The sequence below is a fragment of the Pseudomonas sp. B19125 genome (assembly GCF_044218855.1).
Taxonomy (GTDB): Bacteria; Pseudomonadota; Gammaproteobacteria; order Pseudomonadales; family Pseudomonadaceae; genus Aquipseudomonas; species Aquipseudomonas edaphica.
Window position 1 is genome coordinate 551155 of the sequence record NZ_CP162589.1, and the last position, 26495, is coordinate 577649.

19 protein-coding genes and 1 pseudogene are annotated in these 26495 nt (G+C 58.4%); 5 read left to right on the forward strand and 15 right to left on the reverse strand.

Annotation, left to right across the window (positions count from 1 at the left end; all coding sequences use genetic code 11):
• The first annotated feature begins 14 nt into the window (after positions 1-14).
• Complete coding sequence (locus AB4P96_RS02380) at positions 15-392, forward strand: hypothetical protein (RefSeq protein ID WP_017135806.1); 378 nt, start codon at positions 15-17, stop codon at positions 390-392.
• A gap of 101 nt (positions 393-493) precedes the next feature.
• Here the strand turns inward: AB4P96_RS02380 and ubiA are convergent, their stop codons facing one another.
• Positions 494-1384, reverse strand: a complete 891-nt coding sequence (gene ubiA / locus AB4P96_RS02385) for a 4-hydroxybenzoate octaprenyltransferase (protein ID WP_017135807.1) — start codon at positions 1382-1384, stop codon at positions 494-496.
• The gene (locus AB4P96_RS02390) at positions 1384-1947 is read right to left on the reverse strand and encodes a chorismate lyase (RefSeq protein WP_017135808.1); all 564 of its coding nucleotides are present in this window, start codon (positions 1945-1947) and stop codon (positions 1384-1386) included. Before AB4P96_RS02390 ends, ubiA begins: the two co-directional genes overlap by 1 nt.
• 195 nt (positions 1948-2142) lie before the next feature.
• Between AB4P96_RS02390 and AB4P96_RS02395 the strand changes: the two genes are divergently transcribed.
• The 4 genes from AB4P96_RS02395 to AB4P96_RS02410 all read left to right on the forward strand — a co-directional run bounded on the left by AB4P96_RS02395 (position 2143) and on the right by AB4P96_RS02410 (position 5204).
• Positions 2143-2310: a rubredoxin gene (locus AB4P96_RS02395; RefSeq protein ID WP_003213373.1), complete on the forward strand. Its 168-nt coding sequence runs from the start codon at positions 2143-2145 to the stop codon at positions 2308-2310.
• A gap of 36 nt (positions 2311-2346) precedes the next feature.
• Positions 2347-3495, forward strand: a complete 1149-nt coding sequence (locus tag AB4P96_RS02400) for an NAD(P)/FAD-dependent oxidoreductase (protein ID WP_017135809.1) — start codon at positions 2347-2349, stop codon at positions 3493-3495.
• 191 nt (positions 3496-3686) lie between these two features.
• Positions 3687-3962 carry an HU family DNA-binding protein gene (locus AB4P96_RS02405; RefSeq protein ID WP_003213368.1) on the forward strand — a complete coding sequence of 92 codons (276 nt, stop codon included), beginning with the start codon at positions 3687-3689 and terminating at the stop codon, positions 3960-3962.
• A 780-nt stretch (positions 3963-4742) separates the two neighbouring features.
• The gene (locus tag AB4P96_RS02410; RefSeq protein ID WP_395600475.1) at positions 4743-5204 is read left to right on the forward strand and encodes a type III secretion effector protein; all 462 of its coding nucleotides are present in this window, start codon (positions 4743-4745) and stop codon (positions 5202-5204) included.
• A gap of 157 nt (positions 5205-5361) precedes the next feature.
• Here the strand turns inward: AB4P96_RS02410 and AB4P96_RS02415 are convergent.
• The 13 genes and pseudogenes from AB4P96_RS02415 to tssE form a co-directional block, all read right to left on the reverse strand.
• Positions 5362-6448 (reverse strand): annotated as a pseudogene (locus AB4P96_RS02415) (type IV secretion protein Rhs); the annotation flags it as partial.
• 16 nt (positions 6449-6464) lie between these two features.
• Positions 6465-7034, reverse strand: coding sequence for an Imm26 family immunity protein (locus AB4P96_RS02420; protein ID WP_017134641.1), 570 nt, complete (start codon positions 7032-7034; stop codon positions 6465-6467).
• Between the two features lie 13 nt (positions 7035-7047).
• A complete protein-coding gene (locus AB4P96_RS02425; RefSeq protein ID WP_395600476.1) occupies positions 7048-11436 on the reverse strand; it encodes an RHS repeat-associated core domain-containing protein in 4389 nt (1462 codons plus the stop codon).
• A 5-nt stretch (positions 11437-11441) separates the two neighbouring features.
• Positions 11442-12452, reverse strand: a complete 1011-nt coding sequence (locus tag AB4P96_RS02430; RefSeq protein WP_395600477.1) for a hypothetical protein — start codon at positions 12450-12452, stop codon at positions 11442-11444.
• A gap of 7 nt (positions 12453-12459) precedes the next feature.
• Positions 12460-12687 (reverse strand): hypothetical protein, encoded by a 228-nt coding sequence (locus AB4P96_RS02435; protein ID WP_017135812.1) that lies wholly within the window; start codon positions 12685-12687, stop codon positions 12460-12462.
• Between the two features lie 159 nt (positions 12688-12846).
• The gene (locus AB4P96_RS02440) at positions 12847-13512 is read right to left on the reverse strand and encodes a hypothetical protein (protein ID WP_169988100.1); all 666 of its coding nucleotides are present in this window, start codon (positions 13510-13512) and stop codon (positions 12847-12849) included.
• On the reverse strand, positions 13509-17840 hold the full coding sequence (locus AB4P96_RS02445) for an RHS repeat-associated core domain-containing protein (protein ID WP_395600478.1): 4332 nt from the start codon (positions 17838-17840) through the stop codon (positions 13509-13511). The genes AB4P96_RS02440 and AB4P96_RS02445 overlap by 4 nt, the downstream gene beginning before the upstream one ends.
• Before the next feature lie 12 nt (positions 17841-17852).
• The gene (locus tag AB4P96_RS02450; protein WP_017135816.1) at positions 17853-18287 is read right to left on the reverse strand and encodes a DcrB-related protein; all 435 of its coding nucleotides are present in this window, start codon (positions 18285-18287) and stop codon (positions 17853-17855) included.
• A gap of 15 nt (positions 18288-18302) precedes the next feature.
• Positions 18303-20243, reverse strand: coding sequence for a type VI secretion system Vgr family protein (locus AB4P96_RS02455; protein ID WP_177034711.1), 1941 nt, complete (start codon positions 20241-20243; stop codon positions 18303-18305).
• Between the two features lie 187 nt (positions 20244-20430).
• Positions 20431-23085, reverse strand: coding sequence for a type VI secretion system ATPase TssH (tssH, locus tag AB4P96_RS02460; protein WP_017135818.1), 2655 nt, complete (start codon positions 23083-23085; stop codon positions 20431-20433).
• Positions 23078-24121 carry a type VI secretion system baseplate subunit TssG gene (gene tssG / locus AB4P96_RS02465; RefSeq protein WP_017135819.1) on the reverse strand — a complete coding sequence of 348 codons (1044 nt, stop codon included), beginning with the start codon at positions 24119-24121 and terminating at the stop codon, positions 23078-23080. Before tssG ends, tssH begins: the two co-directional genes overlap by 8 nt.
• Positions 24085-25944 (reverse strand): type VI secretion system baseplate subunit TssF, encoded by a 1860-nt coding sequence (gene tssF / locus AB4P96_RS02470; RefSeq protein WP_099550248.1) that lies wholly within the window; start codon positions 25942-25944, stop codon positions 24085-24087. Before tssF ends, tssG begins: the two co-directional genes overlap by 37 nt.
• Positions 25941-26456 carry a type VI secretion system baseplate subunit TssE gene (gene tssE, locus AB4P96_RS02475; RefSeq protein ID WP_026013585.1) on the reverse strand — a complete coding sequence of 172 codons (516 nt, stop codon included), beginning with the start codon at positions 26454-26456 and terminating at the stop codon, positions 25941-25943. Before tssE ends, tssF begins: the two co-directional genes overlap by 4 nt.
• Positions 26457-26495 lie beyond the last annotated feature (39 nt).

Below are 26495 nucleotides of genomic sequence, written 5' to 3' on the forward strand. Positions count from 1 at the left end.
AAAGGAAGGTTCCGATGACTTACAGCACTGTTTCATGGAAAGCCCTGTTGGTATCGGCGGCGTTGACGCTGCCGGGCCTGGCGTTTGCGGCGGAGCCGGCGATGACTCACGACGGAATGTTGGTGGATCACAAGGGGCTGACCCTCTACACCTTTGACAAGGATGCCGACGGCAAGTCGGTGTGCAAAGACCAGTGTGCGACCAACTGGCCGCCGCTGAAGGCTGAGTCTACTGACAAGTCGATGGGTGATTGGACAGTCATTACCCGCGACGACCAGACCAGTCAGTGGGCTTACAAAGGCAAGCCTGTCTACACCTACAAGGATGACAAGAAGGCGGGTGACAAGACCGGTGATGGCAAGGGCGGGGCGTGGCACGTAATCAAGCCCTGACCACGCAGTGCGGCTGAAACCATCGCGGGCAAGCCCGCTCCCACAGGGGAATGCGTTCCAAATGTGGGAGCGGGCTTGCCCGCGATGGCGTCAGCACTGACTTACCGAAACCCGTAATCCGCCACAATCCCGACAAAAATCGCCAACCCCGCCCAGTGGTTATGCAAAAACGCCTTGAAGCATTTCATCCGATCCTTGTCCCGGGTGTACCAGAATTCCCAGGCAAAACAGCCCGCCGCCGCCAGCAACCCCAGATGGAACCAGCCACCCAGCTCGAACCGCTGCCCCGCCAATAGCAGGCACACCAGCGATAAACCTTGCAGGGTCAGAATGATCACGCGGTCCGCATCGCCGAACAGAATGGCGGTGGATTTCACCCCGATCTTCAAGTCGTCATCGCGGTCGGTCATCGCGTAATACGTGTCGTAGCCCACCGTCCACAGCAAGTTGGCGATGTACAGCAGCCACGCCGTGGCCGGCAAATGCCCGGTCTCGGCAGTGAATGCCATCGGCATGCCCCATGAAAACGCCGCGCCCAGCACCACTTGTGGGTAATAGGTGTAGCGCTTCATGAACGGGTAGCTCGCCGCCAGCGCCAGGCCGCCCAAGGACAGCAGGATGGTGGTCGCGTTGGTCAGCAGCACCAGCAGAAAACTGATGCCCATCAGCACCGCAAAAAACACCAAGGCCTCTTTGGAACTGATCTTGCCGCTCACCAGCGGCCGTTGCTCGGTGCGTTTCACATGGCCGTCGACCTTGCGGTCGGCCCAGTCATTGATCACGCAGCCGCCGGCGCGGGTCAGCACCACGCCCAGCACGAAAATCACGATATTGAGCAACGACGGCGAGCCCTTGCCCGCAATCCACAGCGCCCAAAGCGTCGGCCACAACAGCAGGTAAATGCCGATGGGTTTGTCCATGCGGGTCAGCTGAATGAAATCCCACGCCCTGGGGTTCAGGCGGTTCAAGGACTTGAGCAGACGTTGATACATCAGCAGTTCTCCGGATGGTCATGCAGCGCCTGCCAGAAGCTGGGCAGGAAAATTTCCGCGACCAGCACGCTCAACGGCCCGCGATCAAAGCGCGAGCGGCGCGCCCACAGGCCATCGGCCTGGTCGGCGCTCGGCAGCCATTGCCGTGGGTAATGGCATACCTCGATCGCCTGGCGAGTGAAGGCCTGATCGCAGAACAGCAACTCGCCCAGCGAACGGCTGCCCAATTCGTCCATGTGCAAGCCATCGCCCTGCAAGGCACTGCGCGCCGCCACGCTGCGGGCAAACACCCATGGTTGGCCATGCCCGCGCAAATACACTTCGCGTACCCAGCCGACCGTGGCCGGGGCCATACCCAACGCCGCACATTCATCCTCGCGCAGTGGCTGCCAGCCTTCGAACAGTGGCGTCACGCTGAAGCCGTCGTTGGAAAGCCACGTAAGCCGGCGCGTCAGCGAGCCTTCGTCGAACAGCCAGTTGAGGGTCAATGGCGCGGGCATTGGGCTCAGAAGGCTCTGGGTCAGCCATTGGCAAGCATCGGGACAGGCGATTGAGTGCGGCACGGTGAGTCAGTTTTGGCAGTAAAAGAGGCGGCGAGCTTACCATGGCGTCCTGAACTTTTGCCGGGCTGAACCGGCCGTTTGCGCCGAACATGCTTGCATCTGCCGGCCTCGATCAGTACAAAACGCCCTGAGCCGCACGGCAACGTTGGTCTATCGACCGTCGGCCAAGATGCCTGGACCCTGAGGAAGCAAGTAATGAAGAAGTGGCAATGTGTAGTCTGCGGCCTGATCTATGACGAAAAAGACGGCTGGCCGGATGACGGTATCGCACCGGGCACCCTGTGGCAGGACGTCCCGGAAGACTGGCTGTGCCCGGACTGCGGCGTGGGCAAAATGGATTTCGAAATGATCGAAATCGGCTAAACATCGGTTTAAGAAACGTACTACAAGGAGAAAGGAATGAACGCACCTGTCGTGATCATCGGCACAGGGCTGGCCGGTTACAACGTGGCCCGGGAATTTCGCAAGCTCGACAGCGAGACCCCGTTGCTGCTGATCACCGCGGATGACGGGCGCTCCTACTCCAAGCCCATGCTCTCCACCGGCTTTGGCAAGAACAAGGAAGCCGATGGCCTGAGCATGGCTGAGCCGGGCGCCATGGCCGAGCAACTCAAGGCCGAAGTGCGCACCCACACGCGCATCAGCGGCATCGACCCGGGCCACAAACGCCTGTGGATCGGCGAGGAAGCGGTAGCCTACCGCGACCTGATCCTGGCTTGGGGCGCAGAAGCCGTGCGCGTGCCGGTAGAAGGCGATGCGGCGGAACTGATTTTCCCGATCAATGACCTTGAAGATTACGCACGCTTCCGTGCCGCTGCTGCCGGTAAGCGCCGTGTGCTGCTGCTGGGCGCGGGCCTGATCGGCTGTGAATTCGCCAACGACCTGATACTTGGCGGCTATGAAATTGATCTGGTCGCACCCTGCGAGCAAGTCATGCCGACTCTGCTGCACCCAGCAGCGGCTGGCGCTGTGCAAGCCGGGCTGGAAGGCCTCGGCGCGCGGTTCCACTTGGGCCCGGTGCTCAACCGCTTGCAGCGCACGGCGGATGGCCTGGAAGCGCACCTGTCGGATGGTGAAGTGATCCACTGCGACCTGGTGGTCTCGGCCATCGGCCTGCGTCCGCGCGTGGACCTGGCTGCTGCCGCCGGCCTGCAGATCAACCGTGGAATCATGGTGGACCGCCACCTCAAGACCTCCCACGCCAACATCTACGCCCTGGGCGACTGCGCCGAGGTCGATGGCCTCAACCTGCTGTACGTGATGCCATTGATGAGCTGCGCCCGCGCCCTGGCCCAAACCCTTGCCGGCAACGCCACCGCCGTCAGCTATGGGCCGATGCCGATCACCGTCAAAACCCCGATCTGCCCTCTGGTGGTATCGCCGCCGCCACGCGGCACCGAAGGCGTGTGGAGCGTCGAAGGGCAGGGCGCCGACATCAAGGCCTTGTGCCGCGACGCCAGCGGCCGCCTGCTGGGTTATGCGCTGACCGGCAGCGCCGTCATGGAAAAACTTGCCCTTAACAAAGAACTTCCGCCATTGCTGGCGTAAATGCCGGTCGTTCTGTCGGAATCAGCACCTTCTTACCCCCAGAAAGGTCGCCGCGAGACTGGCGGAGCGTGCGAGGGCATGCCATCCTCACTCCCGTCTGCCGCAGAGTAGAGCCTGCGGCGCCTTGGGCGCTGCTCCACCAGAGAGCAGCACGGACATAACAACAAAAAACCGTCAAAGAGGCTTCACTTATGCGTAAACCAGAACTCGCAGCCGCTATTGCAGAAAAAGCAGACCTGACCAAAGAGCAGGCCAACCGCGTCCTCAACGCCGTTCTCGAAGAAATCACCGGCGCCCTGCACCGCAAGGACAGCGTCACCCTGGTGGGCTTCGGCACCTTCCTGCAACGCCACCGCGGCGCCCGCACCGGCAAAAACCCGCAAACCGGTGAGCCAGTGAAAATCAAGGCGAGCAATACCGTTGCATTCAAGCCGGGCAAGTCGCTCAAAGACAGCGTCAACCCGTAATAGCAGGACCGTCTGAAGGGAGGCGGGTTGGTAAGAAAATGGGCACGCCGACTGGGTTGGGTGCCCATTTTTGTTGGGCGTCGTTAAAGCGGGTGATGGCACCGGCACTTCAATGGCTCTAAAGGTGGGGGGCAAAGCAACGGGTCGTCTCGATGTTTTTTATAACTATTTAAATGTTCAGATTCAGCACAGCAGTCACGCGTACGGAGTTAGGCTGCTATTTGAGTTGGAACGGTTTTGCTTTATGCAACCACGTATAGGCTGAGGTTGCAGGGAGCCCTCCTTAAGTCGATAACTTACTTGGAGAAAAAAATGAAACTATCCAATCAAGCCTATGTTCCCCTCCTTCCGCCCCTGACTAACGTCGATGTGGCACAACCAAAACTACCGGTGCCACCAGGACTACTCGATCAGTCCTCCCAACCGACTAAACCGGGCGCGCATACATTAGATCCAAATGCTTACCCTGAAGGTACCGCTGAGGAGCATAGTAATAGAACGATCAGGGGTTTTAGGTTTCGCCCCAGAATACCTGCAACAAGGCCACTCAAACCGCCAAAACCGCTAACGCCACCTAAACCACCTAGGCCCGTACCCTCGGCGAGTAGGCCAAGCAGTGTCGCGAGTGCTGCCAATACCGCCAGGGCTGTTGGCGCTTTGCAGTTCCCTCCCATTGCCTCCTCACTGGCCACTCAGGCGCGAAACTCGTTCGTTGAGGCGGGTGTAAGTACCCTGATCAACCTTCCACTCAGCGTTGCCCAGCATGTAACGTCGAAAGCCATGACGGATAGAATTGACGCGCAATCGAAAATGCCCGGCGCAGAGAAAAAGAACGTAGACGGAACAAAGAGTACTGTAGATCCGTCCGCGACAGATCAACAAAAAATAGAAGCACGCCTGGAAGGTGCTGAAATAAAAACAGAGTTATTGGCCAACACCATTCTGTCCATCAACGAAGGGGCAGACGCTAACGCGGTAGGTAAAGACCCCGCGGCGTCAACCGACATCAATGCGCGATTGACCGGCCTTGAGAAGAGGATGGACACAATAGAGGGGCAGATGGAAGGCATCGCTGAACGATACGGACTTGTCTACTGCCCCTATTCCGAACCTAAATCTTCGCAAGCACCGACAGATAAGTCTCGTGTAGAGACTATTGAGCAGCGCTACAAGTATATGAATACAATGGTTAAAAAATTGAAAGCTGCCAAGGAAATCGATAAAGAGGATGATGCGGAATAAGATTTTTTAAGAAAGGGAGGAGGGGACAGATTTATTTAATTTTGCTGAGTTTAATAAAGTTGTCTCCTTTTCCGTTGTTGTTGCAGGGTAGGTGTTAGCGGAAAAGGGGACACATTTATTTAAGAGCTAGAGTGAGATGGGAAATAAATCTGTCCCCATTTTTCCCCTCAACCAACCGACTTTCCGCGTCATACGCAAACCGCTGCACCCCTCGCTTGGCGCTGCGCTTCTCGACCATTCGCCCAAACGCGTCGTAGCGATAACGCTTGTCCTGAAACGTCAGCAGCTTGTTATGCACCACCAACCCGGCGCCTGCGTGCGGGCTATCCAGCAGGTTGGCGGCGGCGTCATAGGCAAAGGTTTCGCGCTGCCCATGCAGGCTGTCCTGGCTGGCGATGATGCGGCCGGTGGCGTCGTAGTGCAGCAGTTGGCGATGTTGTGCGGCGGGTTGCTGGTCGAGTTTGCCGATCAGGTTGTCGGCGGGGTCATATTCGAACTGTTTTTGCGCTGTCGCCGGCATCAACGATGGCTGAGCCGCAAGACGCCGTTGGCGTGAGCGCAGGCGGCCGCTGCGGTCGTATTCGCTGCGGGTGCTGAGCTGGCCCTGGGTGCGCAGCACTTCGCGGTGCAGGCGGTCGCGCTCGAAATCGCTGATGACCTGGCCGTTGAGGTTGATCTGGTGCAGGTGGCCGAGTTCGTCGTAGTGATGTTGCAGGTTGCCACCGGCACTCTGTTCGGCAAGTAACTGGCCGAGGGCGTCGTAGGCGAAACCCAGCGCCTGGGCGTTGCCTTGCAGATCAGGTCACAGCCGTGAGCTGATCTACCGCATCGTAGCTGTAGTCGGTGCGGCCATCGTCGGTGGTTTTGGCGACCAGTCGGCCGACCGCATCACGCTCCAGCCGATGAACGATGGGCGCGGGTGGCGTCTCGGGCACCACCGCCAGTCCATTGCCATAAGGTGCAGGATGAGCAGTCACCGCGGTGATGTTGTCGAGCAAGTCATAGTTGTAGCGTTTGGCGCTGCCGTCGAAGTCTTGCTGCTCGGTCAGCCGATCCCCGGCGTCCCATGCGAACCGATAGCTCTCACCGTTCTCATTGACCAGCGCTTGCAGCCGCCCGTAGCTGTCGTAACCAAATTGCACCTGCCGCCCATGGGCATCGGTGCGCTGGCGTACCTGGCCACGCCGGTTGTGTTGGTAGAGCGTGGTGTGCCCGGCGGGGTCGGTATAGCCATAAAACCTGCCCTCTTTTCTCCCGTTTTTATTGGGCGGCGAATAATGCTTGTGCGCTGAGTGCGGCCTTATTTACTCGTTCTGAGGCGATGGTGCTATCAATGCGCAAGTCGGGGGGTAACTTCTCATAGTCCATCGGCTCAGCATCAGAGATCGCTCCACGTAAGTGTGCGATCACCCTGAAAATAATGTGATGCATGCGCCAGCAGATGGATGGCTCAATGTTGTTCAGCTGTTGCTCTGTAGCGGGCTTGCTGACACCGCCTACCCAGATTTCTGACTCGAACGCGAATTGAATTTCGTCATATCCAGAGGACTCTTTTTTGTAGTCCGGATCACTGAAAAGGATCTTCCATCGAGGAATTTCCGAGAAAAGCATGCTGCAGAAAATCGGTCGGAACAGACGTGTGGAGGTGTCTACCTCGCTCAATGACACGGGTATTTGCGTATAAAATTTCGCAAAAACCTCGATCAGATGCCCCAGCGCAGGGGGAATGAGCTCGATATAGCGGGCAATAACAAACCCAGTCTCATCTGAAGAATTGAGGGCCGGGATATAAAAAAGATCGCCCGGTTTAGGTGACTTCAGGGTTTTCATGCAATGGCCTCATTTATGTACAGGATTTGACTTTGCTTGGTTTGAGGCCCAGCGCCTTCGCCGCAACTTTATAGTTTTTATAGTGAGATTTTCCACGCGCATCAGTGCGGCCTTTATTAATGGGTTCAATGACGTTGCCTGGGAATTTGCCCTTCGTTTTATATTTCTCGCGATACGCTTGTTCATAGCCCTTGGCTTGAGTGTAAGTCATCTTGCCATCCTGGCCCTTCAACACTCTAAGCTCCCCTTTTCCGAGACGTGTGGACCTGTCGTGCTGTTTTTCACGTGCGGCGGGAAGTTGCTCTGTGTGACCAATGTAATACGGTGTTTTGGCATTGGGGGCGTAGAGTCCGTATACATAAAAACCAGGTTTGTTCAGCGGTGTTTGAACCCAGCCTAGTGGATCGCTCCAAGTAAAGGGATTTGCGCCGTACAAGTAGAGATTCAGGCCACCTTGCAACCCAATCGGATCCGGCGTCGTAAACCGTCCCATATCCGGATCATAAAACCTGAACGTATTAAAATGCAGCCCCGTCTCCCGGTCCAGATACTGCCCCTGAAACCTGAGGTTCTGCTCCTCAATGTAATAAGGCTCACGCACCTCTTCCAGCGTGTTGCCCCACACCCGATAAGTCGCCTGCCAGAGCATGTGGCCATCCATCTCTGTCAGCTGCTCCGGCAACCCATTCAGGTCGTTATGGTAGTAACGAATCTTCTGCAACGGCCCGGCACCGTCAACGCGAGCCAAGGGTTGGTAGCCTTCATCTTCATAGACGTACAGGCTTGTTTGACTGTGCTTATGCTCCTGCAATAACCGCAAGCCGTCCCAGGTAAACCGCGTTTCCCCCAGTGGATATCCATCACCGCCATGCTCGGTTTTTTCTATCCGACGGCCTAGCGGGTCATACACCATCCTGACCACGCTACCATCGTCATTACGCACCTCAACCAACCGGCTCTCAGCGTCATACGCAAACCGCTGCACCCCTCGCTTGGCGCTGCGCTTTTCAATCATCCGCCCAAACGCATCGTAGCGATAACGCTTGTCCTGATACGTCAGCAGCTTGTTATGCACCACCAACCCGGCACCCGCTTGCGGGCCATCCAGCAGGTTGGCGGCGGCGTCGTAGGCGAAGGTTTCGCGCTGCCCGTGCAGGCTGTCCTGGCTGGCGATGATGCGGCCGGTGGCGTCGTAGTGCAGCAGTTGGCGATGTTGCGCCGCGGGTTGTTGGTCGAGTTTGCCGATCAGGTTGTCGGCGGGGTCGTATTCGAACTGCTTTTGCGCCGCTGCGGGCATCAGCGTTGGCTGGCTGTTCAGGCGGCGCTGACGTGAGCGCAGGCGGCCGCTGCGGTCGTATTCGCTGCGGGTGCTGAGCTGGCCTTGGGTGCGCAGCACTTCGCGGTGCAGGCGGTCTCGCTCGAAATCGCTGATGACCTGGCCGTCGAGGTTGATCTGGTGCAGGTGGCCGCTGCCGTAGTACAGGCGGTTGAGCCAGCGGCCGTCCGGCAACTGGGTCTGGATCAGGTTGCCGAGTTCGTCGTAGTGGTGTTGCAGGTTGCCACCGTCACTCTGTTCGGCAAGCAACTGGCCGACAGCGTCGTAGGCGAAACCCAAGGCTTGGGAATTGCCTTGCAGATCAGTGAAGGTCACAGCCGTGAGCTGATCTACCGCATCGTAGCGGTAGTCGGTGCGGCCATCGTCGGTGGTTTTGGCGACCAGTCGGCCGACCGCATCACGCTCCAGCCGATGAACGATGGGCGCGGGTGGCGTCTCGGGCACCACCGCCAGTCCATTGCCATAAGGTGCAGGATGAGCAGTCACCGTCGTGATGTTGTCGAGCAAGTCGTAGTCGTAGCGTTTGGCGCTGCCGTCGAGGTCTTGCTGCTCGGTCAGCCGATCCCCGGCGTCCCACGCAAACCGATAGCTTTCACCGTTCTCATTGACCAGCGCTTGCAACCGCCCGTAGCTGTCATACCCAAACTGCACCTGCCGCCCATGGGCATCGGTGCGTTGGCGTACCTGGCCTCGCCGGTTGTGTTGGTAGAGCGTGGTGTGCCCGGCGGGGTCGGTGTAGCCCACCAACTGCCCGCTGGCGTCGCGCTGATACTGCTCGGTGCGCCCATCCGGTAATTGGCTGCTGAGCAAACGCCCCTGGGCGTCGTAGCTGAACTGCGTGCGTTCACCCAAGGCATCAGTGATGACCTGCAAATAGCCACGGTTGTCGTAGCTGAAACGCGTCGGGTAGCCCGAGCAGTCGATATGCTCGACCAACTGCCCAAACGGATTCCAGCGCAGTTGTTTGCTTTTGCCAGTGGCATCAATGATTTCTACTGGCTGGCCGTGGGCGTCATAGCGGTAACGGGTGATATAACCCAGCGGATCGGTCTCGGCGATGCAGTTACCGCGAGGGTCGTAGCGATACTGCCAGCTGTTGTCGGCAGCGTCGGTTTCCACCAGCGGCAAAGCCCAATGCTCCAGCCACAAGGTCGAATCACTACGGCCCAACGGGTCGGTTTCGCCGATTACGTTGCCGCTCTCGTCGTAGCTGTACTCATAGCGCCCACCCAGCGGATCAGTCGCGCTGAGCAACTGACGTTCGTCGTTCCATTCGAAAAGCCAAGTCTGGCCGAGGTTGTCGCTGTATTGAATGATCTGATGCTGAGTGTTCCAGTACCGCGTACTTACTCGCTGCAGGCCGTCGGTGATGCGCGTAATACCCGCCTGCAGGTCATAGTCGAACTGGTAAGCATCGCCCTCATCGGTCCAATGCCGAACCACGCGCCATTCCAGGCCTTCGATCAACGCCCACTCATAGAAACAGCGCAATCCGGTGGGTAATTGATGCTCCACCATTCGGCGCCCGGCATCGTAGGCAAAACGCCGCTGCACTTGATCGGTTGCATCACGCACTTGCGCCAGATTGCCCGCCGCGTCGTAGCCGTAGCTCACCAGCACTTCGCGACGTTGATCCGGGTACAGGCGTTCGATGCGGCTCAAATGGCCCTGATCACGGATCAGCTCAACCTGAACCAGATCGAACGTATCGCGCAGGCGCACCAAACGTCCGGCTTCGTCATAGTCGATATAGATACGGTTGTCGTTACGATCACCCAGTTGGCTCAGACGCAGTTGCGACGGGTTTGCTGGCGCAGCTTCGAACAAGCGGTACATGCCGTCGTCGCTTTCGATCAGCAATTGCCCATTAAGGTGTCGCCGCACCGCAAGCCCTTCGCCCGGGCTGAACACTGCGCCGCCCAACGGAATGGCGCCCATGTCGATGGGCCGCCCCTGCTCGTCGGTATACACGAGCGTTTCGCCGCCCTCGGGATGCGGCTGAATGTCGACGCATACTTCGTAGGGCACGCTCCAACCGGCGCCAAACAGGCTGCCCGGGCGTTCATCGCGGCTGTTGTAGAAGCGCTGCCAGTCAATCGGCAGGATACCCGGCAGCACAAAATCCAGGTCGTCGACATCACCCAGTACCTTCGCGCCCGTCGCGGCATGCACCGGATTCGACGAGCCCATCGCGGCGTTGGCCGCAGCGCCCATCGCGCTGCTGATGGCCATCGAAGTGGCGCCGCTGACCAACATGCACGGCAACTTGCTGAAGAACTTGCCCTTGCCACCCTTTAGCATCAACAACGCCGTAACCGCCAACCCGACGCCAGGCGTCTTGCCGCTGCGAATCTCACGCACCACCACCGAACCGCCACCAATGGTCACGTTGGAGGAAATCAGCCCGGACGACACCACCGTCGCATCGCAGGTACTGCGATCACCACTGCGCACGGCGGGTTGGCCGTTGACCGTGACTTTTTCCGACCCCTCGGCCAGAAACTGCGGCGGCATGGGCGGGTGCTTCATACACACCACCAGGTCCAACGGCTTGGGCACAGCGCCCGGTGCAGGTGTGGCAACGGTAGGGCGCCACATCTGCGAAAAGAAACCTGCGGCCATGTCCAGATAACTGGCTTCGGGTTCCGGTTCGGGCGCTTCCAGCTCAGTACCGGCCGGTGTGACATGGGAACTGATCGCCCCGGCGGCACGGGCGGCAGGCATATTATTGGTCAGGGTATTGGTCGAGCCGGTGAGAATGTTCGCCTGCACCGTGGGCGGAAACAGGGCGTTACTGAAGGCATCGCATATCTTGGTCAGCCCTTTGTCCGCGCCACTTTTGCTCATGGCTAGGCCAACAATCGTGCCCACCACCGCACCCAGCAGGAAACAGCCGAGGCCACCGGTGACCACGGTAATGCCTGTGGCAGCAACAACGGCCGCCGTCGCCACCGCCGTGATCGCGATATTGGCCGCCACCTCCAGCACACCGCCGAGGATGTCTGCCATCATCGAAGTGTGGGAGAGCGCATCGCCCATCCGGGCTGCCCATAACGCGTCAGACATATAGGTTAAAGACTGTACAAAATATTGTAGAAGGAGGTTTGCTTATCGTTTATCAGTGACAGATCGTGGCCTGTTGGAATCTTTTCAAATTGCACTTTAGTAACGGCCATTCGACGCTTGATCACGGCTTCCAGCAGTTTGCCGAATAGCGCATCATCATCGACGAATTTTTTTAGCTTCAGAATCTCTCGTGGGCGGGTTCGCAGGATATAAAAAGCATAATTCATCAAAATAATACTGGAAACGAAAAGGTTTTCGGTTGATTGAAGTGGGTTGACGGTATCGACCAAGGCTTCAAAAGCCTGCTGCCTGTGGTGGGTATAGGTATACAGGAACACGTCGGGATACATGAGCTCGCTGTAACGATCATTAAAATTCAAGCGATAATTTTTATTGTCCGGCGTAACCAATAGTTTAACGATGTTTGCCTGGAACGCTTTCAAGGTGCTCAGCAGTGCATGTTCTTTTCTGGTGTCTGCTTTAATCGTCTTGTATATCACGTTAATCAGGTCCAGCAGTGCTATAGATCCAAAAGCCTCGGTCACCATCAGCAGCTGGTTATCCTTGATACTGAACCTGCGATACACCTCGTCATCAATGCTCAATTCAAAAAGCAGGAACGTGAGCATGTGGTTCCTGAACGCCGCGTCCTCATCGATAGGGCTATTTTTTAGACTGATCAGTTGGATCAGATAGAAGAAAATAAAATAGTCTTTATTAGTGCGTTGACGATTGTCGATGTCCAACAAATGACCAAAGCGAGACAGGACGAGTAGAAGGGCATAGCAGTCCGCCTCCGTAAATCCCTGTTTCGACATGGCTTTTTCAAAAGCGCTCGCGGAAAAGAGATCGTGCCAGCGGCTCACATAAAGCGTTGTTCCATTGCTTTTCTTGGCGGCAGCGGAGAGTAATAAAGGTTCGTCTTCCTGATAAAAAATAACGCCCAGTGACTGAGGAACTGGCCGGATGTTCAGGAAACTTTCAAGCTTGTATGAAATGAGATTGAAGATATCCATTTTGTCGTTATCCGCAGGTCTTCCACTTTCCGTTCGCCCCTTTTTTCTCGACGCGAAAAGAGGTGATGGTTTTGTTGAATTTGTCGAGTATCCGAAAACCTACACCTTTTGCCTTGGGCTCATTGGTCTTGGAGAGTACGCCATCTTTGAGGCCCGTCTCTTTATAGTCAACGGTAGAAATGTCCTTATGGTCGTTGAGCATGCTCACCCCTTCGTTATTGACGGTCGCTACCACGCGGTACTCTTCACGGCGAAAAAGGGGATGAATTATGATGCTTGAACGAGCCGGAAATAATCTGTCCCCATACTTTTTATTGGGCGAATATCGGTGTGTGCTGACGCTTTAATGCTTGATCGAACTCTGAGTTAAACATGATGTTGCGGACTACGTGCGTCATAGCTTATCGAGGCTGGCAGCGGTGGTGGTGTAAAACGGCATGCCTGACTTGTCGATGACTTTTATTCTTCCGTTTTCTTCCTTGATATCCTTTAGGTAAGGAAGGAAGACCACTTCATCGGGAGCTGTTCGCAAGATCTCTTTGTCGAGCACACAGGTGTTGCTCTTCAAAACTTTAAAACTCAATAGGAAAAAATCGATTGTCAGGCGGCATTCAAGTACGCAGGTACACGCAGGGTTTTTTATTTTTTTACTCTTGAAAACCCACTCGTTTTTAAAGTGGTTACGGCGAAACTCATCAAGGGTGTCTTTGAATAGGGCGACAGGAAGCGCTATGTGCTTTATCGCTTTTGCCAACCCATTCAACAGCAGGCTTATAAAAAACTCATTGAGTTCGTCGGACGTTACGCAGTTTTTATAGGCGACCTCGTCCATAGTCACCGGCACAATGAGTGCGCTGCTGGAGTTCACGTAGACCTCCTGCGTAGTTTGCCTGGTTCCGACAAAACAAATTTTTTTGAAGCCCACCGCCTCGAATTTTTGGGCGCTCAAATGGCGTTCCAGGAAATTGCAGACAGACCGGCTTTGATCGCGGAACGGATGAATGATCTCGTCGCTGTATTCGGTCAAGTCCGGGTACAGATACACTTCTTTTAAAATCATGGCCTTGAATGCCTCGCTGGGTCTAATTCCTGCCTGCGGCGGTTCGCATTTCGTTGCTCCCAACGCTCGATTTTCCACCGAGCGCCGGGGCCAGCCGGCACCTTTTTGATTACTCTGGACTCATACCGTCCCGTATTACCCGGTTCTGCGTTCCAGTCTCTAACCTGTTTTTCGGCTCGCGCCGATTTTCCATTTTTCTTTATTCTGCCGCCACTCACACCGGTCTTCGCAACTTTTCCGGTGCGCGTGTCTACGACTTCATAGCCGTGTTGTGCCTTGCGGCTTTTTCTCGAGTTGCCGTGGCATGACCAGCCCCAAGGATCTATCCACCCTAAAGGGTTGGGAGCGTATTGGTAAAGGTTGATTCCCCCCAATAGCTCGATGGGGTCTGGTGTGGTGAATCGCCCAATATCCGGATCATAGAAACGAAAGGTATTGAAGTGCAGGCCTGTCTCGCGATCCAAATATTGGCCCTGGAATCGCAGATTCTGCTCTTCGATGTAGTGAGGCTCACGAACCTCTTCAATGGTATTGCCCCAAACCCGATAACGAGCATGCCAGACGATATTACCCGTGGCATCCGATAGTTGTTCGGGCAGTCCGTTCTGATCATTGTGGTAATACCGAATTTTCTGTTGGGCACCCACACCATCCACACGTGAAAGCGGCTCATGGCTGTCTGTTCCATAGAGGTACAGGCTGTTCAGACTGTTCTTTTGCTCTTGAAGCAGCCGCAATCCGTCCCAGATGAAATAGGTCTCGCCTAGTGGAAACCCTCGGATGTCATGTTCAGTTTTTAGTGTCCTTCGACCGAGGGGGTCGTAGCACATTTTGACGACAGTTTCTTGAACTCCGTTGATGTTGTGAACTTCAATCAAACGATGCTCTGCATCATAAAAGAAGCGTTGCACTCGATGACTACCGGTACGCTTCTCTACCATTCGACCGAAGGCATCGTAGCGATATCGTTTGTCCTGATAGGTCAGTAGTTTGTTATGTACCACCAGCCCTGCACCGGGCTGGGGACCGTCCAGCAAGTTGGCGGCAGCGTCGTAGGCAAACGTTTCGCTCAGCCCCTGAAGGTTGTCTTGGTTGGCGACAATACGTCCCGTCGCATCGTAGTGGAGCAATTGTTGACGACTGGCAACCGGCGTACGGTCAATGCGGGTGATCAGATTGTCGTTGGCGTCGTAATTGAACTGCTTCTGTATTCTGGGCGGTAGCAGTGTTGGCTGGTCGGCATTGCGCAGTATGCGCGAACGCAGGCGCCCACCACGGTCATACTCGCTCCGCGTAGTAATGTGTCCCTGAGTACGCAGAACCTCACGATGCAGCCGGTCCCGCTCGAAATCACTGATCAACTGACCATCGAGGTTCAGTTGGTGCAGATGACCACTTCCGTAGTAGAGACGGTTGATATGGCGCCCATCGGGCAATTGCGTTTGTATCAGGTTACCCAGTTCGTCGTAGTGATGACGCAGGCTGCCTGCTGAGCTTTGTTCTTCCAGCAATTGGCCGACAGCATCGTAAGTAAATGACAGGCTTTGCTCGCAGCCTCGGGTATCTGTGAATGTGGCAACGGTAAGTTGGTTGACGCTGTCGTAGGTGTAGTCGGTTCGACCATCGGCCGTTACTTTTCCGATCAATCGGCCAGCGGCGTCCCGTTCCAAATGATGAGTGATGGGATCTATTGGTGTATCGGGTACAAGTGCCAGTCCAGAACCATAGGGGGCGGGTATATGGGACTCGAGAATGGCATTGCCTAATCCGTCGTAGGCATAGCGTCGGGCGCTGCCATCCAGGTCTTGTTGCTCGACGATTCGGTCGACCGCATCCCAGATAAATCGATACTGTTCACCATTTTCATTGGTCAGTGCCTGGAGACGACCATAGGCATCATAGTTAAATTGAACGTGGCGTCCGTGGGCGTCGATGCGTTGGCGAACTTGCCCACGTCCATCGTATTGATAGGCGGTGGTGTGGCCGGCCGCATCGATGTGTTGGGTGAGCTGGCCACTTGTGTCACGCAGGTATTCTTCAACGCGACCATCTGGCAGCTGATAATGCAGCAGACGCCCGCGAGCGTCATGCAGGTAAGTCGTGCGCTCGCCGAGCGCATCGGTGATGGTCTGTAAATAACCGCGATGGTCGTAGTTGAACTTTGTTGAGTAACCTGAGCAGTCGATATGCTCTGACAGCTGCCCGTATTTATTCCAACGCAAGGTGTTGCTTTTACCTGCGGGGTCGACAATCTCTACGATCTGGCCACCAGCGTTATAACGGTAGCGAGTGACGAGACCCAGCGGGTCTGTTTCGCGGACACAATTGCCGCTGGCGTTATATTCGTATTGCCAACTGCTGCCGGCACTATCGGTTTCAACCAGTGGAAGAGACCAATGTTCCAGCCATAAAACGGATTCAATACGGCCCAAGGGGTCACTGGATGTACTGAGGTTACCGCTCTCATCGTAGCTGTACTCATAGCGCCCACCCAGAGGATCAGTCGCGCTGAGCAACTGACGTTCGTCATTCCACTCGAACAGCCAGGTCTGGCCAAGGTTGTCGCTGTACTGAATGATCTGATGCTGAGTGTTCCAGTACCGCGTACTCACGCGCTGCAGGCCGTCGGTGATGCGCGTGAGGCCAGCCTGCAGGTCATAGTCGAACTGGTAAGCGTCGCCCTCATCGGTCCAATGCCGAACCACGCGCCATTCCAGGCCTTCGATCAACGCCCACTCATAGAAACAGCGCAATCCGGTGGGTAATTGATGCTCCACCATTCGGCGCCCGGCATCGTAGGCAAAACGCCGCTGCACTTGATCGGTTGCATCACGCACTTGCGCGAGATTGCCTGCCGCGTCGTAGCCATAGCTCACCAGCACTTCGCGACGTTGTTCCGGGTACAGGCGTTCAATGCGGTTCACATGGCCCTGATCACGGATCAGCTCAACCTGCACCAGATCGAACGTATCGCGCAGACGCACCAGGCGCCCCGCTTCGTCATAGTCGATATAGATACGGTTGTCGTTACGATCACCCAGTTGGCTCAGACGCAGTTGCGACGGGTTTGCTGGCGCAGCTTCGAACAAGCGGTACATGCCGTCGTCGCTTTCGATCAGCAATTGCCCATTGAGGTGTCGCCGCACCGCAAGCCCTTCGCCCGGGCTGAACACTGCGCCGCCCAACGGAATGGCGCCCATGTCGATGGGCCGCCCCTGCTCGTCGGTATACACGAGCGTTTCGCCGCCCTCGGGATGCGGCTGAATGTCGACGCATACTTCGTAGGGCACGCTCCAACCGACGCCAAACAGGCTGCCCTGGCGTTCATCACGGCTGTTGTAGAAGCGCTGCCAGTCGATAGGCAGAATGCCGGGCAGCACAAAATCCAGGTCGTCGACACCGCCCAGTACCTTCGCGCCCGTCGCGGCATGCACCGGGTTCGACGAGCCCATCGCGGCGTTGGCCGCAGCGTCCATCGCGCTGCTGATGGCCATCGACGTCGCGCCGCTGACCAACATGCATGGCAACTTGCTGAAGAACTTGCCCTTGCCACCCTTGAGCATCAACAGCGCTGTAACCGCCAACCCGACGCCAGGCGTCTTGCCGCTGCGAATCTCACGCACCACCACCGAACCGCCACCAATGGTCACGTTGGAGGAAATCAGCCCGGACGACACCACCGTCGCATCGCAGGTACTGCGATCACCACTGCGCACGGCGGGTTGGCCGTTGATCGTGACCTTATCCGAGCCTTCGGCCAGAAACTGCGGCGGCATGGGCGGGTGCTTCATGCACACCACCAGGTCCAGCGGCTTGGGCACGGCACCCGGCGCAGGTGTGGCGACGGTAGGGCGCCACATCTGCGAAAAGAAACCTGCGGCCATGTCCAGATAACTGGCTTCGGGTTCCGGTTCGGGCGCTTCCAGCTCGGTACCGGCCGGTGTGACATGGGAACTGATCGCCCCGGCCGCACGAGCCGCAGGCATGTTATTGGTCAGGGTGTCGGTGGAACCGGTGAGAATGTTCGCCTGCACCGTGGGCGGAAACAGGGCGTTACTGAAGGCATCGCATATCTTGGTCAGCCCTTTGTCCGCGCCACTTTTGCTCATGGCCAGGCCAACAATCGTGCCCACCACCGCACCCAGCAGGAAGCAGCCGAGGCCACCGGTGACCACGGTAATGCCGGTGGCCGCAACCACGGCCGCCGTCGCCACCGCCGTGATCGCGATATTGGCCGCCACTTCCAGCACACCGCCGAGGATGTCCGCCATCATCGAGGTGTGGGAAAGCGCATCGCCCATCCGGGCTGCCCATAACGCGTCAGACATGCAGGCGGCTCATCAAGAAATAGCGTCGAACGACAACGAGTTTTTGATCAATGCCCAGTGCGCAGCCTCGGCATCGCCTAGCTTTTCGGCCTTCACATAACTCAAGGCGAGCATCTTGCGCGTACCCGGCAACACCAGCGCCAGCTGATACTGGAACACCTTGTCATTGCCCTTGTTGAACTGGCTGCGCAACTCGATACCTTCCACCTCTTGAGCGGCGCCCAGGCTCACGGTAACGCTGGGTTGGCAGCGCAAATCCTGCACCTGTTTTTCCAGGCGCTTGAGTTGGTCGTCGAAGTTGCTGTGCAACGTTTCGCCTTCGGCCAGCAAGCTGCGGCTGACGATCAAAGAAGTGCCCAGCTCGGGAAACTTGAGAATATTGATCGTCGCGTCCTGCAACTCTGCGGCCGGCAGCTGGAACTGAAATTCGTTGATTCGGTACGTCATGGCAAACAGGTCTCGTCAGGAGCTTTTAGGCGTGGGGAACGCGGCTTTGATATTGGCGTCGATGCTGGCTTTGACGCCTTGGCCATCGGGCGTGGCGCCAGCGCCGCCGCCGTTGTTGAGGTGCAGAAGGCCACCGGTATTAAACTCGGCATCGCCGCTGGCATAGAAGCTGATGTTCACACCCGTGAGGTTGATCTGGCCGCTGGCATTCAACTCCAGAATGCTTTCGCCGCAGACCAGCCGCAGGTTCTCGCCCACTTCAATCACGTAGCTCTGGCTGATGCTGTCGGTCTTCCTTTGGCCCACCGAGAGAATGTCCTCCTGCTTGACGATGCGCAGGCGGTTATTACCAATCATCACCGTCTCGTTATGCCCAATGCTCTTGTTGCGGTCATGCCCCACCGAGTGGCTTTCATCCACCTCCACCACGATGTCCTGATTGCGCTCGGCGTGGATATACAGCTGCTCCAGCCCCTTCTTGTCCTCCATACGGATTTCATTGAAGTTGGCCGGCGTGCCGCCTTTGCTGGAGCGGCTTTTCATGCCGCTCTGGGTGGCGTTTTCCGGCAGGTCGTAAGGCACGGTCTGTTCGGCGTTGTAGACACGGCCGGTGATGATCGGGCGGTCCGGGTCGCCTTCCAGAAAGCTCACGATCACTTCCTGGCCGATCCGTGGGATTTGCATCGAACCCCAGTTCTTGCCGGCCCAGGACTGCGACACACGAATCCAGCACGAGCTGTTTTCGTTGGATTGGTCGTGACGGTCCCAGTAGAAGTGCACCTTCACGCGGCCGTACTGGTCGGTCCAGATTTCCTCGCCCTTGGGGCCGACCACCAGCGCAGTCTGCGGGCCTTTGACGATGGGCCGATAGGTGCTGGCCAGCGGTCGGAAGCTTTGTTGGGCGTCAATACAGGTGAGGCTGCTTTCGAACTGCGCCGACCCCGAGCCGCCGCCGCTTTCCAGGCTTTCCTGGACGATGGCATAGCGGCAACCGACGATCAGGTACTCGCGGTTCTGGTCCTGGCGGCTGAAACCGGTGAGGCTGAACAAATGGCCTGAGCCCAAGCCCCGCGCATTACCGTTGAACTCGATCTGCTCATGCAGGGTTTGCAGGGCTTCGATGCGGGTACGCGCATAGTGTTCGCCGTCGGCGCTTTGCACGTAGGTGCCTGGGTAGTCGTACAGCGGGTAGTCGCCGGCGGTGTGCGGGCGCGGCATGGCCGAGCGCACGTCGATGCTGGCGCTGGGGCGCTGGAAGTCGTAGTCGTTAAGCTCCAGCGACCCAGGCTGCACTTCCTGCGCCAGGTGCCAGTTGTGCATATGGTCGCGTTCGCGCTGCTGCTCGTCCTTGGGGTAGTACGGGATCGACGCATAGCCCGGCACCGTGGTGTGGGCGCCATAAGCATCGGCCAACACCAGCACATGACGGTCCTGTTCATGGCGGAAGAAGTAGTAGATACCTTCCTGTTCCATCAAGCGGCTGACGAAATCGAAGCTGGTCTCGCGGTACTGCACGCAGTATTCCCACTCGCGATAAGGGCGGCTCAGCGCGTCTTCGAAGTCGGAGAAGCCCAGGTCGCGGAACACTTGCTTGATGATCTGCGGGATGCTCAGGTTCTGGAAAATCCGGCAGTCCGAGGTGCGGCTGAGCAGCCAGAACCACGGGCGCAGGGTCACCTGATAACTGGCGAACTGGCCTTGGTCGATATTCTGGCTGCAACGCGCAACGATGCCGTGGAAGTGCCGCTCGCCACCGTCCGCCAGCTGCACGCCAACGCTCATCGGCTTGCCCAGCAACTGGTTAAGGTCGATGTTGGCGTCCAGAGAGGTCAGTCGCAGCTCATAGTTGAACAACCTGCCCAGCTCTTCGCCGCCGCCCATTTCATTGAGCAGCAGCACATCCGGCCCGAGCGGGCTGGTGATCTTGGCCAGGCGTGAGGCTTGGTTGAATAGCATCGGTAGTCCCGTAAATACCTAAATAACTGAAGAAACCGAATCCAACTGTGGGAGCTGGCTTGTGTGGGAGCCGGGCTTGCCCGCGATGCAGGCACCTCGGTGTGGCAGGCGCACTGAGGTGATGCTATCGCAGGCAAGCCAGCTCCCACACAAGCCCACTCCCACAGTTGAATTGCGTTTCGTCAGGTCAATCGCTGAAGTCGTAGTGCAATTCATTATCCCGGCTGCTGATACGCACACCCGCCAGTGCCTTGCCTTCGAGCATGCGCGTAAGAAACTCACGGCTCATGTCCGGCAGCAGGCTGTTGGTGAGAATGGTGTCGATCATGCGCCCGCCACTTTCGGTTTCGGTGCAGCGCGAGACGATCAAATCGACCACAGCGTCGTCGTAATCGAAGGCGACTTTGTGGGTGTTCTCCACGCGCTTTTTGATGCGGCCCAGTTGCAGGCGGGTAATCGCCTTGAGCATTTCGTCGCTCAGCGGGTAATACGGAATCGTCACCAAACGGCCCAGCAGTGCCGGCGGGAAAATCTCCAGCAGCGGTTGGCGCAGGGCCTTGGCGATTTCTTCCGGCTCGGGGATGTTCGCCGGGTCTTTGCACACCTGGGAAATCAGTTCAGTGCCGGCGTTGGTGGTCAGCAGGATCAGGGTGTTCTTGAAGTCGATCACCCGGCCTTCGCCGTCCTCCATCACGCCCTTGTCGAACACCTGGAAGAAGATCTCGTGCACGTCCGGGTGGGCTTTTTCCACCTCATCCAGCAGCACCACGCTGTAGGGTTTGCGCCGCACCGCTTCGGTCAGCACGCCGCCTTCGCCGTAGCCGATATAACCCGGTGGCGCGCCCTTGAGTGTGGACACGGTGTGGGCTTCCTGGAACTCGCTCATGTTGATGGTGATGACGTTCTGCTCACCGCCGTACATGGCTTCGGCCAGGGCCAGGGCGGTTTCGGTCTTGCCCACACCCGAGGTGCCGGCGAGCATGAACACGCCAATCGGCTTGCTTGGGTTATCGAGCCCGGCGCGGGAGGTCTGGATGCGCTTGGCGATCATCTGCAAGGCATGGTCCTGGCCGATGATGCGTTTCTTCAGGTGCTGGTCGAGGTTGAGCACTGTCTCCAACTCGTTGCGCGCCATGCGGCCCACCGGGATGCCGGTCCAGTCGGCGACCACCGAGGCCACGGCCTGGTAATCCACGGTCGGCAAGATCAGCGGGGTTTCGCCTTGCAGCGCAGTGAGGCGTTGTTGCAGGTCGAGCAGTTGGGCGCGCAACTCATCGTTGCCGCTGTCTACCACGCCAGCTTTTTCGCGCAAGGTCGCGCGAGTTGCCAATAGCTCATCAACCAGGGTTTTTTCTTCGGCCCAGCGGCTTTCCAGAGTCGCCAGGCGCTCACGTTCGGCGCTCAGCAAGGTTTCGCTATTGGTTTGACGCGCACCAATGGCGATACCGATGGCATGCTCGCGGGCGATGATTTGCAGCTCGGTTTCCAGCGCTTCGATGCGACGGCGGCTGTCGTCCACTTCGGCTGGTACGGCGTGCAAGCTGATGGCGACGCGTGCGCAGGCAGTGTCCAGCAAGCTGACGGACTTGTCTGGCAACTGACGTGCGGGGATGTAGCGGTGGGACAACTTCACCGAGGCTTCCAGGGCTTCATCAAGGATCTGCACCTGATGGTGTTTCTCCATGGTCGAGGCCACGCCGCGCATCATCAGCAGCGCTTTGTCTTCCGACGGCTCGGCCACCTGTACCACCTGGAAGCGGCGGGTCAGCGCGGGGTCTTTCTCGATGTGTTTTTTGTACTCGGCCCAGGTCGTGGCGGCCACGGTACGCAAGGTGCCACGGGCCAGCGCAGGCTTGAGCAGGTTGGCGGCGTCGCCAGTTCCGGCGGCGCCACCGGCACCTACCAGGGTGTGGGCTTCGTCGATAAACAGAATGATCGGCTTGGGCGAAGCCTGCACGTCTTCGATGACCTGGCGCAGGCGCTGTTCGAACTCGCCCTTCATGCTGGCACCGGCTTGCAGCAGGCCCACATCGAGGCTGCGCAGTTCCACATCCTTGAGCGCAGGCGGCACGTCACCGGCGACGATGCGCAGGGCGAACCCTTCGACTACAGCGGTCTTGCCCACGCCGGCTTCGCCAGTGAGGATCGGATTGTTCTGACGTCGACGCATCAGAATGTCCACCAGTTGGCGGATCTCTTCATCACGCCCCACGATCGGGTCGAGTTTGCCACTGCGCGCTTGTTCGGTCAGGTCGACGGTGAAGCGCTTGAGCGCTTCCTGCTTGCCCATCGCACTCGGCGCCATGGCACCGCTGGCTTCGCCAGGCACGCCGGCGTTGAAGCCATCGCTGGCGCTCAACGCATTCTCCGGTGAGTCGCCGACGTATTCGTCAAAACGCTCGCTCAAGGCTTCGGGTTTGATCTTGTCGAACTCGGCGGACAAGCCCAGCAGCGCATGGCGCAGGCTCGGTGTCTTCAGGATACCCAGCACCAGGTAGCCGGTACGCACCTGGCTTTCGCCGAACATCAGGCTGCCGTAGACCCAGCCGCGCTCTACGGCTTCTTCCACATGCGACGACAAGTCGGTGATCGACGTCGAACCACGCGGCAGGCGGTCCAGCGCTTCGGTCAGGTCACGGGCCAGGCGCGCCGGCTCCACGTTGAACTGGCGGATGATGCGGTGCAGGTCCGAGTCCTGCAGTTGCAACAACTGGTGAAACCAGTGGGCCAGTTCCACATACGGGTTGCCCCGCAGTTTGCAGAACACGGTGGCGGCTTCGATGGCCTTGTAGGCCACGCTGTTGAGTTTGCCGAACAGTGCGGCGCGACTGATTTCACCCATGCTCTGGATTCCTTGAGGTAGTGGCGTGATCGGCGTAATGCCGGGCCAGGATTAGGTCGTTGGCGTCATGCTCGGGTTGGCCGAGCCAGGTGTTGAAGCCCAGGCGGAATTGGCCATTAAGTTGCAGCTTTGGGACTTCGGGTTGTTGCAAAACCAGGTTCAAGTCCCAGTCCAGCTCATGGCCCAGGTACTCGGCCACCCACGCCACCAGCTCGTTGAACGGCTGGCTGCCGGGCAGCATGCCCATGTAATCGTCCAGCTTGAGCGGGCCGAGGCGGATGCGGAATTTATGCTGGCGATCCCACACATGGCTGCCCAGGCAAAAGTCCACGCCCAACTGGTTGGCGCTGACACTCACGCGGCTGCGCTCTGGCAGTTCCAGCCACTGGCCGACGTATTCTTCAATCTCTACCGGCAGGCCGAAGTACTCGCTGAGAATGGCCTTCAAGCCGTCCGGGTAGCGGGTTTGCGCCGACAGGTGACCGCTGTAGTGCAGCTTCGCGGTATCCGGAATCAACCCCTGGTTGAGCAGGCTCGGCATGCCTCGACCACACAGCGCTGCGAGGCGCGCGGACCAGTAGTCATCATCCGGGCGGTCGTGGCTGACGGTCGGTCGCGCCTCGGCCCAGGCCCGGTAAAACAGGCTGAGTAGGCGATGGTGGAACACATCCAAAAACTGTTTGCTGGTGCTGTCGGCGTTGTTGCGCTGGCGTTCGCGCACGTACTCGGTGATATGCAGCGGCAACGGGCCGTTGGGGCCGCCGAGGCCGAAAAAGAATTGCTCCAGCCGCGCTGGTTTGCCATCGCCGCCAGGGTCGACCGAGGCCAATGTGGCCGGTGCGAAGGTGCAGTCCGCCTGCTGCCCCAGGCGCAGCGGGTCATCGGCCAGGCGCAGGGAATGGCCCAGGCGCGGCAGCGCTGGCGATTCGCACTCGATACGTCGCAGCGCCTGGAAGAAATCGTATTCCCAGGGCTCCTGATGCATCGCATCCAGTGTGTTCACAGGGTCGGACGTCGACCGGGCTTGGCTTTCCATCGCATGATCTCGCCGCGTTCGGTGGTACGGATCACCGTCTCGGTAAAGCTGTTGATCGACACATAACGTGCCAGGAAGCGTTCCAGCACCGCACCGAGCAGAAACACGCCGGTGCCGCGAAACGCGTTTTCATCGAATTCCAGGGTGATTTCCAGACCGCGCCCAAACACGATCGGGCCGGGCATCGGCAGGCGCCGGGTCACCGCTTTGCTGCTGACCTCACGTAAACCTTCGATCTGTAATTGCAGCGCCGCGTCGTTGCTGTCGCCATACAAGCGCAACAGTTCGCGCAAGGCGCCGGCGCCCTGGCCCTGCTCGCTCAGCGACAGGTAGTTGAGCGACAGCTGGCTGATCAGGCGCCAGGCCTTGGCGTCATGGGCATGGCTGGCACGCGGACGACTCGGCCCGGCCACGCAGCGCACCGACAACACCGGCGCGCTGTCGGCCAAGGTGAAGTCGGTCTTGCCGTTGCCCACGCTCATGAACAGCGGCAAATCGCGGTTGGTACACAGCGCGGTCACGCCGAGCTGGCGCAAATCATGGCGGTACGGCGCTTGCTGGCTGTCGACCAGGCTGACAAAGGTTTCGCTGCCCACATAGGTAGAGCGCGGGCCGTTACGGCGTTGGTCGCTGGACAACACGCGAGGTTCACGGCGCAGGGTGTAGTACGCCTGGTCGCGGCCATAACGCGATGGATCACGCACCGCATAGAACGGCAGGAACGGCTGCTCCGGCCCAGTGCCATGGCCGGTGATGCCGCTCAACGAGTGAATTTCGAAATCCATCGGCCGCGTGCGATCGGCGATGACATGGTGTTCGTTGACACGGTCCGACAGGTGAATGCGGTCCACGCGTTTGGGAAACAAGTTGATCGCCGGCGTGCAGAACGGCATGAACTGCGCCGCGCCGACGCTGCCTTCCAGGCTCGGCTCGTGACGGTCGAACAGCACGATCAGCTCCAACTCCTGGCCGTCGCAGCGTTTCACCGCACGGCTCAGCTGCGCGAATTCAACGAACAGGAAGCGGTGGGGCAGGGCGAAGTATTCCTGCAGTAGCCGATAACCCTGAAACGCGCGCGCCACCACCGGCATGGCCGCATCGGCATCGTCAAAACCACGGGAGCGCAGCGCGTCTTGCGGCAGGCGCTCGACCCAATCACCACCGGGTTTGCGAGCAAACACGGCGCAGGCGTTGCCGAGTAACTGTTCGTAGAGCCGAAACGGCTGCTCATCGGCACCGCTGAGGTACAGCGGCAGGTTATCGAGGTCGAGGCTGTTGAAGGGTAATTCGGCGCCGGTGCGCAGAGTCAGGCGCAGGCCGGCTTTGGCTTTGGGCTCGCTGGCGGCCAGGCGTCCCAGCACAGCGGCGGGGTTGCCGAAGTACTCAGCATTACTGACTTGCAACGGCCACAGCGTCACCGGGTGCGCGGTGCGGTACTCGCAGCAGGTCTGGGTTTCGCGGCCCAAGGCGGCGCGCAACACTGTGTCGCGCGGCAATAGGAAACCACTGGCCAGCGAGCCTTCGTCGGGGTCGGTCTGCATTTGCACCACGGTCATCGACGGCGTGGGCGCGAGGTAGTGCGGGTAGGCGATTTCCAGCAGGTTATGGGTGAAGGTCGGGTACTCGGCGTCGAGCTTGAGCTGCACCCGGGCAGTCAGGTAGGCAAAGCCTTCGAGCAAGCGTTCGACGTACGGGTCGGCGCAGTCCATGCCGGACAACGTCAGCCGACTGGCGATCTTCGGGTATTCCTTGGCGAACTCGGCGGCGCTTTCGCGCACGTGGTGCAGTTCCTGGTTGTACAGCTCCAGCAGGCGCGGGTTCATGGGCGCCTCCGCTGGTCGGCATTGACCACACGCACATGCCCGGATTCCAGATCGAGGTCGGTTTGCAGCAGCAGGCGCAACGGCACCGGCTGCGCCCACAGGTCGCCTTCAATCTCGAAACTCAGCGCGTTGTGGTTCATCTCGCCATGGCCCACGCGGGCTTTGACGCGCAGCGTGTGGCGCAAAATACGTGGTTCAAAAGTGGCAATCGCCTGGTAGATCAGGGCTTCCAGGGCTTTGATATCCACACTGGAAACGCTGTTGCCCGCCAGCGCAGGCAGGCCGTAATTGACCACCGATGTGCCAGCCGGGGTGTGCAACGTGGCATCGGCGTCGAGGAGCGACGTGGTGTTAAGCAACCACGCCAGGTCACGCAGCACCGAGGCTTTTAATTGGGTCAGGGACAGCACGCGTTTGTCGGCGCTTTCCTTGAGGTTGGTTGGGTCATCGTCGGTCAGCCGGTCCAGCAGGGACGGTTGCAGACGGTCGCGGGAAGCGATTTCAGTTACCACCAAAGCAGCTCCACGGACGGGCTAAGAGAGGGACAAGGT

Coding starts and splice junctions, on each gene's coding strand:
- AB4P96_RS02380 (WP_017135806.1), top strand. CDS start 15: ATGACTTACAGCACTGTTTCATGGAAAGCCCTGTTGGTATCGGCGGCG.
- ubiA (WP_017135807.1), bottom strand. CDS start 1,384: ATGTATCAACGTCTGCTCAAGTCCTTGAACCGCCTGAACCCCAGGGCG.
- AB4P96_RS02395 (WP_003213373.1), top strand. CDS start 2,143: ATGAAGAAGTGGCAATGTGTAGTCTGCGGCCTGATCTATGACGAAAAA.
- AB4P96_RS02400 (WP_017135809.1), top strand. CDS start 2,347: ATGAACGCACCTGTCGTGATCATCGGCACAGGGCTGGCCGGTTACAAC.
- AB4P96_RS02405 (WP_003213368.1), top strand. CDS start 3,687: ATGCGTAAACCAGAACTCGCAGCCGCTATTGCAGAAAAAGCAGACCTG.
- AB4P96_RS02410 (WP_395600475.1), top strand. CDS start 4,743: ATGACGGATAGAATTGACGCGCAATCGAAAATGCCCGGCGCAGAGAAA.
- AB4P96_RS02420 (WP_017134641.1), bottom strand. CDS start 7,034: ATGAAAACCCTGAAGTCACCTAAACCGGGCGATCTTTTTTATATCCCG.
- AB4P96_RS02425 (WP_395600476.1), bottom strand. CDS start 11,436: ATGTCTGACGCGTTATGGGCAGCCCGGATGGGCGATGCGCTCTCCCAC.
- AB4P96_RS02430 (WP_395600477.1), bottom strand. CDS start 12,452: ATGGATATCTTCAATCTCATTTCATACAAGCTTGAAAGTTTCCTGAAC.
- AB4P96_RS02440 (WP_169988100.1), bottom strand. CDS start 13,512: ATGATTTTAAAAGAAGTGTATCTGTACCCGGACTTGACCGAATACAGC.
- AB4P96_RS02445 (WP_395600478.1), bottom strand. CDS start 17,840: ATGTCTGACGCGTTATGGGCAGCCCGGATGGGCGATGCGCTTTCCCAC.
- AB4P96_RS02450 (WP_017135816.1), bottom strand. CDS start 18,287: ATGACGTACCGAATCAACGAATTTCAGTTCCAGCTGCCGGCCGCAGAG.
- AB4P96_RS02455 (WP_177034711.1), bottom strand. CDS start 20,243: ATGCTATTCAACCAAGCCTCACGCCTGGCCAAGATCACCAGCCCGCTC.
- tssH (WP_017135818.1), bottom strand. CDS start 23,085: ATGGGTGAAATCAGTCGCGCCGCACTGTTCGGCAAACTCAACAGCGTG.
- tssG (WP_017135819.1), bottom strand. CDS start 24,121: ATGGAAAGCCAAGCCCGGTCGACGTCCGACCCTGTGAACACACTGGAT.
- tssF (WP_099550248.1), bottom strand. CDS start 25,944: ATGAACCCGCGCCTGCTGGAGCTGTACAACCAGGAACTGCACCACGTG.